The sequence below is a fragment of the Acidocella sp. C78 genome, assembly GCF_907164655.1.
On sequence record NZ_CAJQZK010000112.1, the window covers coordinates 1 to 7,826 of the forward strand.

Here is a 7,826-nt window from a genome sequence, read left to right on the forward strand (position 1 = left end):
CGATTTTAATTCGCCCACGATTCGACGTTTATTCGCCCGGGGATTCCGAGATTTATTCGCCCGGGTAGCGGTCTCTGTGGCTGTTGATTTCGTTGCTCTCCTGTTCTCGTTGGGTCAAGCGGTTTTTGGGGTTTGCTTGCGGATCTTGCGCAGGCTTTCGCCGGTGAGTTCGATGCGGTGGGCATTGTGGAGCAGACGGTCGAGAATGGCGTCGGCGTAGGTCGGATCGGCCGATCAGCTCATGCCAATGCGCCGGGGGGATCTGGCTGGTGATGATGGTGGCGCGGCGGGCCGTAGCGATCCTCGACGATCTCGAGCAGGTCGTGACGGGCGCCGGCGTCGAGTGGAGCAAGGCCGAAGTCGTCGAGGATCAGTAGATTGACGGCACCGAGGGTGCGGATCATCCGGCCGTGACGCCCTTCGGCGCGGGCGACCGCGAGTTCTGCGAAGAGTTTGGGGGCGCGCTGATAGAGCACGGTCCTGTCATCGCGACATGCCTTGTGACCGAGGGCACAGGCCAGCCACGATTTTCCGACCCTGTCGGCCCGCTCAGGACGAGATTGTCGTGCGCGTCGATCCACTCACCCTGGATCAGCTTCTGGAACAGAGCCCGATCGAGGCCGCGGGCACTCCGGTAATCGACATCCTCGATTGCAGCGTCATGGCGCAGCCTGGCATGGCGCAGCCTTGTGCTCAACCGCTTGTCACGTCGGACGGTGATCTCGCGGTCGAGCAGAAGACCGAGCCATTCGGCGTGACTGAGGCTGGGGGTTTCGGGATTGGCGTGCAGCTCGGTGAACGCGCGGGCCATGCCTGCAAGACCGAGCTGGTGGATCTGATCGAGGGTCGGATGGTTCAGCATGAGGCTTCTCCTTGTCATCAGTGGAAATATCCGCCGCCCCGGATGTTGGGGTGGCGGATCGGGGTGGGATCGGGACTGGCGGTGCCGGCGGCTCGCTCCAGCCGGTTATCGAGGATGGATTTGACCGAGCCGTAGGTCAGGGTGCCGATGGTGAGCGCGCGCTCGGCCGCGGCATCGAGCCGGTCGGCGCCAACACTGCGGGCCAGGCGAAGGATGCCGATGCAGGCGCGGAACCCCTGCTCCGGATGAGGCCGGCGTTCGAGGATCAGGGTGCAGAGTGTCGCGACCGAGGGACCAAGCCGTGCGGCTTCCTGATGGATCCGTGCGATGGTCCAGTCGCCATAACGCCGGTGGCTCGAGGGCATGTGCTCGGCGATCGTCGTGTGTTTGCCGTTACCCGGCCTGCGTGCGTGCACGGCGATCCGTTCGCCACGGAGAAAGATCTCGACCGTGCGCACGGTGAACCGGGCCTCGACCTCGGCGCGGGCGTGCCGGTAGGGGACGGAGTAAAAATGCTTCTCGATCTCGACGTGATAATCGATGCCGACCCGCCGGCGCCGCCATTGCGCCAGCACATAGGGTTCGGCCGGCAGTTCCTTCAGCGCGGGACGATCGAGTGTTTCCAGCAGATGCCGTCTTGTCGCCCCAGGCGACGGACGACCCGCTCCTCGTTCAGCCAGCGGCAGAATTCAGCGATCGCGGCATTCAGTTCGGCGAGGCCGTAAAATGCCCGGTTGCGCAGCTTGCCCAGCAGCCACCGCTCCGCCAGCAAAACCGCCACCTCGACCTTCGCCTTGTCACGCGGCCGCCGCGGCCGCGCCGGGAGAATGGCCGTGCCGTAATGGCGCGCCATATCGGTGTAGGTCCGGTTGACCTGTGGATCGTAGAGGCAGGCGCGGATGATCGCGACCCTGGCGTTGTCGGGCACCAGCAGCGCCGGCACGCCGCCAATTGCTGCCAGAGTGCGATTATGCGCCTCGATCCAGTCCGGCAGGGTCTGGGTCCAGGTCGCCTCAGCATAGGTGAAGCTCGATGCGCCGAGAACGGCGACGAAGATCTGGGCCGCACGCGTCTCGCCGGTGAGCCGGTCGATCACCACCGGCACCGTGTCGCCGGCATAATCGACGAACAGCTTCTCGCCCGATGCGTGGGTCTGGCGCATCGTCACCGGTAGCCGGGCTTCCCAGCTCCGGTAGAGCTCGCAGAACCGGCTGTAGCGATACCCATCCGGGTGCTCGGCAATATACTCGTCCCACAGGATCGACAGCGTCACGTGCTTGCGCTGCAACTCGCGGCGGATACGCCCCAGTCCGGCTCATCCACACGTCGATGCCCCGGCCGCTTGCCCACCGCGCCGTCGAACAAGCGCCTTTCCAATGCCGCTTCGGACAGCGCCAGAGCCCCTGGCCCATCGAGCCCGGCCGCCTCCAGTCGCCGCAGCGTCAAGCGCACCGTCGATGCCGCAACCCCGACCCGGATCCCCACCTGGCGGGTCGAAAGCCCCGCCATCCTCAATCTGACAATCTCGCGCACATCGCGCATCGCAATCCGCTCCACTGGCATTCATCCGCTCCCTCGATCAGCCAAAGGGAGGGAACCTGAACCAGCCAGCAGAGACCTCAAGCCAACCCGGCCAACCCCGCCCGCCTGGGCGAATAAAAGTCGGAACAGGTGGGCGAATTAATCTCGGAATAGGTGGGCGAATAATTCCCGGAATCCGGGCGAGTTAATCTCGGAATCCCGGGCGAATTGAGCCCGGAATCAGCACGGGATGAGGACAAGCTTCGGATTGTGGCGGAGGCTGAGGCGCCGGGTGCGGTGTTTGCGCTGGTTGCGCGGCGGCACGCGATTTCGAGAGGGCAATTGTGGAAGTGGCGCGGTCAGGTTCGGCGTGGTGAGTTGGTGCCGGTGCCGATGGTACCGGAATTCATTCCGGTGCGGGTAATGGCGAGTGCGGCACTGTCGATGCCGCGGGCGGCAGGCAAGTCAGCTTCGGTGAACGACGCGAGCGTTGATCCGATGTCGCAGAGGCGAGCCACGCGATGCGATGCGAGCCGGATCGAGATCGTGCTGCCGGACGGGACGTGTGTTCGGGTTGATGATGGAGTTGGGGTTGCCGCCTTGCGTCGGGTGCTGACGGCGGTGCGGCGGTGATCCCGGTCTCGGCCGGTGTGCGGGTCTGGCTGGCGTCGGGGCATACGGATATGCGCCGCGGGATGAAGGGGCTCGCGTTGCAAGTGCAAGAAGGTCTGGGACGGGAGCCGTTCTGCGGGGATGTTTTTTTCTTTCGCGGACGCGGCGGGTCGCTGGTCAAGGCGATCTGGCACGACGGCGTGGGGATGTCGCTGTATTCGAAACGCCTTGATCGAGGGCGGTTTATCTGGCCGCAGACTGCGGACGGCGTTGTGTCCCTCACCGCTGGTCAGATCGGTTATCTTCTGGAGGGGATCGACTGGCGAAATCCACAACAAACCTGGCGGCCGCAAGCGGCCGGGTAGGCGCGAAGATTCTGGGGAAAATCCTGGTCCAGAGCGGATTTCTGTAGCGAAACCCTGGAAATTCGTGATTCTATACGGGGCATGGATCTCGATCCTTCGACCCTGCCGAATGATATCGCTGCGCTGAAGGCGATCATTCTGGGCGACCGTGCTCGGCGGTCCGATACCGCAGCGTATATCGCGCATCTGAAGCTGCAGATCGAGAAGCTCAAGCGTGCGCTCTACGGCCCCAAGGCGGAACGCACGGCGCGGCTGCTTGATCAGATGGAACTGGAACTCGAAGATCTCGAGACCACCGCGACCGAGGACGAACTCCGCGCCGAGCAGGTGGCCGCGAAGGCCAAAACCACGACTGTCGCCGGCTTCACTCGCAACCGCCCATCACGCCAACCCTTCCCCGAACACCTGCCACGCGAGCGGGTTGTGCTGCCAGGTCCGACCCAGTGCGCCTGCTGCGGTGGATCGCGGCTCGCCAAGCTCGGGGAGACGGTGACCGAGACACTGGAATCCATCCCCCGCCAATACAAGGTGATCCAGCATGTGCGGGAGAAATTCACCTGCCGCGATTGTGAGAAGATCAGCCAGGAACCAGCACCCTTCCACACCATTCCACGCGCTTTTGCCGGTCCCGGCCTGCTCGCGATGATCGCCTACGATAAATTCGGCCAGCATCAGCCGCTGAACCGTCAATCTGAACGGTTCGCACTGGAAGGCATCCACCTCAGCGTCTCGACCCTGGCCGATCTGATTGGTGCTACCTGCGTGGCGCTGGAGCCGGTTGTTGATTTCCGCTGAGATCTGACCCGGGAAGGCCGGATTTTTCCACTGAGATTTGACCCATGTTTGACTGTTTCCCCGTCTGGAAGAGGCGGGGGCGAACGGAGTGTTGGACATGGCGTTTTTGAGCATTATCCGCCGGTGGCATAAGCGTGAGCATGTGCCGATCCGAGAGATTTCCCGGCGCACAGGCGTGTCGCGGAACACGATCCGCAAATATCTTCGGTCTGATGTGATTGAGCCGAAGTTTCAGGTTCCGGACCGGCCGAGCAAGCTTGATCCTTATGCCGAGAAGCTTTTGGCGTGGCTGCGCCGTGAAGCTGGCCGGCCGCGCAAGCAGCGGCGGACGGTCAAGCAGCTATACGGTGATCTCGTCAGCCTGGGCTATGACGGTTCCTACAATCGTGTGGCGGCCTTTGCCCGGGCTTGGAAGGGGGAGTGCCAACGGCTGCAGCAGACCGCCGGCCGGGGAACCTTCGTGCCCTTGGCCTTTGCGCCTGGCGAGGCGTTCCAGTTGACTGGAGCGAAGATTTTGCGATCATCGGTGGCGTCCCGCGTCAAGTTGCAGGTGGCGCACACCAAACTGTCGCATAGCCGGGCGTTCATTGTTCGGGCCTATCTGCTGCAGACACATGAGATGTTGTTCGACGCGCATAACCACGCCTTCCAAGCTCTCGGCGGCGTACCGCGGCGCGGGATTTACGACAACATGCGCACCGCCGTTGACAAGGTCGGCCGTGGCAAGGAGCGCAGCGTCAACGCCCGCTTCCTGGCGATGACCAGCCATTATCTCTTCGAGGCCGAGTTCTGTAATCGGGCCGCCGGTTGGGAGAAGGGGCAGGTTGAGAAGAACGTCCAGGATGCACGCCACCGCCTGTGGCAGTCCATGCCTCCGTTCGAAAGCTTGGACGCCCTGAACGACTGGCTGGAGCGGCGCTGCCGGGAGCTGTGGGAGCAGACCGCGCATGGCAACGAGCCGGGAACCATTGCCGATGTCTGGGCCAGCGAGGTTGAGAGCCTCATGCCTGTGGGCCGTCCGTTCGATGGGTTCGTGGAACACACCAAGCGGGTCTCCTCGACCTGCCTGATCCACTTGGAGCGTAACCGCTACAGCGTGCCGGCCTCTTTTGCCAACCGGCCGGTCAGCCTGCGGGTCTATCCCGACAGGCTGGTGGTGGCGGCGGAGGGGCAAATCATCTGCGAGCATCCGCGCATCATCGACCGGACGCACAACGGCCCAGGGCGCACTGTGTATGACTGGCGGCATTATCTGGCGGTGATCCAGCGCAAGCCGGGCGCCTTGCGCAACGGTGCGCCGTTCTGGAATTGCCCGATGCCTTCAAGCGGCTGCAGCAACATCTCCTGCGCCGTCCTGGCGGTGACCGGGAGATGGTGGAGATCCTGGCCCTGGTGCTGCACCATGACGAGCAGGCGGTGTTGGTGGCGGTGGAACTGGCGCTGGAGGACGGCGTGCCGTCCAAGACGCATATCATCAACCGGCTCCACCGGCTGATCGACGGCAAACAGGCTCCGCTTCCGGTCATCACCGCGCCACAGGCACTGACATTGGCCAATGAACCAAGGCTGACGTCGAGCGCTACGATAGCTTGCCGCCAATCTGAGGAGGCCCGCCATGCGTCATGATCCCGCCACCGGCGCGCTCGTCATCATGCTGCGCAGCCTCAAAATGCACGGCATGGCACAGGCCGTCGATGAACTGGCCCAGCAGGGTGCCCGGCCTTCGAAGCCGCCATCCCGGTACTCTCCAGTTGCTCAAGGCCGAGACCGCTGAGCGCGAGGTCCGCTCCATGGCCTATCAGTTCAAGGCCGCCCGCTTCCGGCCTATCGCGACCTGGCCGGCTTCGACTTCGCCAGCAGCGAGGTCAATGAGGCCCTGGTCCGCCAGTTGCATCGTTGCGACTTCATCGAACCCGCCGACAATGTCGTGCTCGTCGGCGGCCCGGGCACGGGCAAAACCCACATCGCCACCGCGCTCGGCGTGCAGGCCGTCGAGCATCACAAAAAGCGCGTCCGCTTCTTCTCCACCGTCGAGCTGGTCAATGCTCTGGAGCAGGAAAAAGCTCAGGGAAAGGCTGGGCAAATCGCCGGCCGTCTGATCCATGCCGACCTCGTCATCCTCGATGAGCTTGGCTATCTGCCCTTCAGCGCCTCAGGCGGAGCTTTGCTGTTCCATCTGCTCAGCAAGCTCTACGAGCGCACCAGCGTCGTCATCACCACCAACCTGAGCTTCAGCGAATGGTCCGCCGTCTTCGGCGACGCCAAGATGACCACCGCGCTCCTCGATCGCCTCACCCACCACTGCCATATCCTCGAGACCGGAAATGACAGCTTCAGGTTCAAAAATAGCTCCGTGCAGAAATCCCAAAAACGAAAGGAGAAAAATCCAGCCTTGACCCCATCATGAAACTCAAATCATAAACTATGGGCGGGTCAAATCTCGATGGAATTCCCGGGTCAGATCTCAGCGGAAATCAACAGCCGGTGTTCAAGCACATCGAGACGATGGTGTTCGCGGGTGCGCGCCTGCATGGCGACGACACCACCGTGCCGGTGATGGCACGAGGGCAGACCGATACGGCGCGCGTGTGGGTTTATGTGCGTGATGATCGGCCGTTCGGCGGATCGGGTTCCCCCAGCGCGGTGTTCTACTATTCACGTGACCGCGCCGGCGTTCATCCGCAAACCCATCTCGCCGGATACCGCGGCATATTCCAGGCCGATGCCTATGGCGGCTACAACAAGCTCTACGAGTTGAACCGATCTCCTGGACCGATCATCGAGGCGGCGTGCTGGTCGCACGCCCGACGAAAATTCTTCGAGCTGGCCGATATCGCGCGGAACGCGAAGCGCAAGGCCCAGGGTAAGACCCCCGCCTTCGTGCGCCGATGCCTTGGCCGCGGTGCAGCGCATCGACGCGCTGTTCGAGATCGAGCGGGAGATCAACGGTCAGTCACCCGCTGAACGCCTGGCGGTGCGCCAGCAACTCGGCGCCCCGCTCGTCGCTGAACTCGAGATCTGGATGCGCGCCGAGCGCGCCAAACTCTCACGCCACAACGATGTGGCGAAGGCGATCGACTATATGCTGAACCGTTGGTCATCATTTACCCGGTTCCTGACCGACGGGCGGATTTGTCTCAGCAATAACGCGGCCGAACGTGCCCTACGCACCCTTGCTCTGGGCAGAAAATCCTGGCTATTCGCCGGCTCCGATCGCGGTGGTCAAAGGGCCGCCATGTTGTACAGCCTGATCACGACGGCAAAGATGAACAACGTCGACCCACAGGCATGGCTCGCCGACATCCTCGCGCGCATCGCCAGTCATCCAGTCGCCAGCATCGAGAAATTGATGCCATGGAACTGGACACCGCAATCCTGGGCCCTGGCCGCCTGATCGTGCAGACCAATAAAATCCACCACGTCTTCACGATTGACCGTGTCGCCAGGGACCTCGGCGAGGATGAGGAGTGGCTCGCGGACATCGCCAATGAGATGGAACCCGAAGACGGCCTGATCTGGGTTTACAACCTCAGCGACGGCGGCGTCATAGCCTTCACCGACTTTGGTATCGAAATCTGCGCGAGCTCATCCTGATCCACCGAGATAGAGCCAAATAGACTCGTCCGCGCTCTGACCGATGGGTACTGATCGCGTCGCTCGGCACGCGTGAT

4 protein-coding genes and 5 pseudogenes are annotated in these 7,826 nt (G+C 62.9%); 7 read left to right on the top strand and 2 right to left on the bottom strand.

Going from position 1 to position 7,826, the window contains the following annotated elements; genetic code table 11:
* Window positions 1-114: 114 nt before the first annotated feature.
* Window positions 115-862, bottom strand: a pseudogene (gene istB, locus ACIDOCELLA78_RS96475) (IS21-like element helper ATPase IstB).
* A 17-nt stretch (window positions 863-879) separates the two neighbouring features.
* Window positions 880-2,404: pseudogene (istA, locus tag ACIDOCELLA78_RS96480) on the bottom strand (IS21 family transposase).
* Between the two features lie 207 nt (window positions 2,405-2,611).
* Here istA (ACIDOCELLA78_RS96480) and tnpA point away from each other — a divergent pair.
* The 7 genes and pseudogenes from tnpA (at window position 2,612) to ACIDOCELLA78_RS96515 (ending at window position 7,749) form a co-directional block, all read left to right on the top strand.
* On the top strand, window positions 2,612-3,016 hold the full coding sequence (gene tnpA / locus ACIDOCELLA78_RS96485; protein ID WP_214006294.1) for an IS66-like element accessory protein TnpA: 405 nt from the start codon (window positions 2,612-2,614) through the stop codon (window positions 3,014-3,016).
* Complete coding sequence (tnpB, locus tag ACIDOCELLA78_RS96490; RefSeq protein WP_201727519.1) at window positions 3,013-3,360, top strand: IS66 family insertion sequence element accessory protein TnpB; 348 nt, start codon at window positions 3,013-3,015, stop codon at window positions 3,358-3,360. Before tnpA ends, tnpB begins: the two co-directional genes overlap by 4 nt.
* Before the next feature lie 81 nt (window positions 3,361-3,441).
* Window positions 3,442-4,146: pseudogene (locus ACIDOCELLA78_RS96495) on the top strand (IS66 family transposase zinc-finger binding domain-containing protein); the annotation flags it as partial.
* 184 nt (window positions 4,147-4,330) lie between these two features.
* Window positions 4,331-5,650, top strand: a complete 1,320-nt coding sequence (gene istA / locus ACIDOCELLA78_RS96500; RefSeq protein WP_374223271.1) for an IS21 family transposase — start codon at window positions 4,331-4,333, stop codon at window positions 5,648-5,650.
* A gap of 120 nt (window positions 5,651-5,770) precedes the next feature.
* Window positions 5,771-6,562 (top strand): annotated as a pseudogene (istB, locus tag ACIDOCELLA78_RS96505) (IS21-like element helper ATPase IstB).
* Window positions 6,563-6,633: 71 nt separating this feature from the next.
* Window positions 6,634-7,549 (top strand): annotated as a pseudogene (gene tnpC, locus ACIDOCELLA78_RS96510) (IS66 family transposase); the annotation flags it as partial.
* A complete protein-coding gene (locus ACIDOCELLA78_RS96515) occupies window positions 7,510-7,749 on the top strand; it encodes a hypothetical protein (protein WP_249676872.1) in 240 nt (79 codons plus the stop codon). The pseudogene tnpC and the gene ACIDOCELLA78_RS96515, both read left to right, overlap by 40 nt.
* Window positions 7,750-7,826: the final 77 nt, after the last annotated feature.

Excerpts from the sequence above, each read along its gene's own strand:
- ACIDOCELLA78_RS96515 (WP_249676872.1), top strand. The coding sequence starts at position 7,510 with ATGGAACTGGACACCGCAATCCTGGGCCCTGGCCGCCTGATCGTGCAG.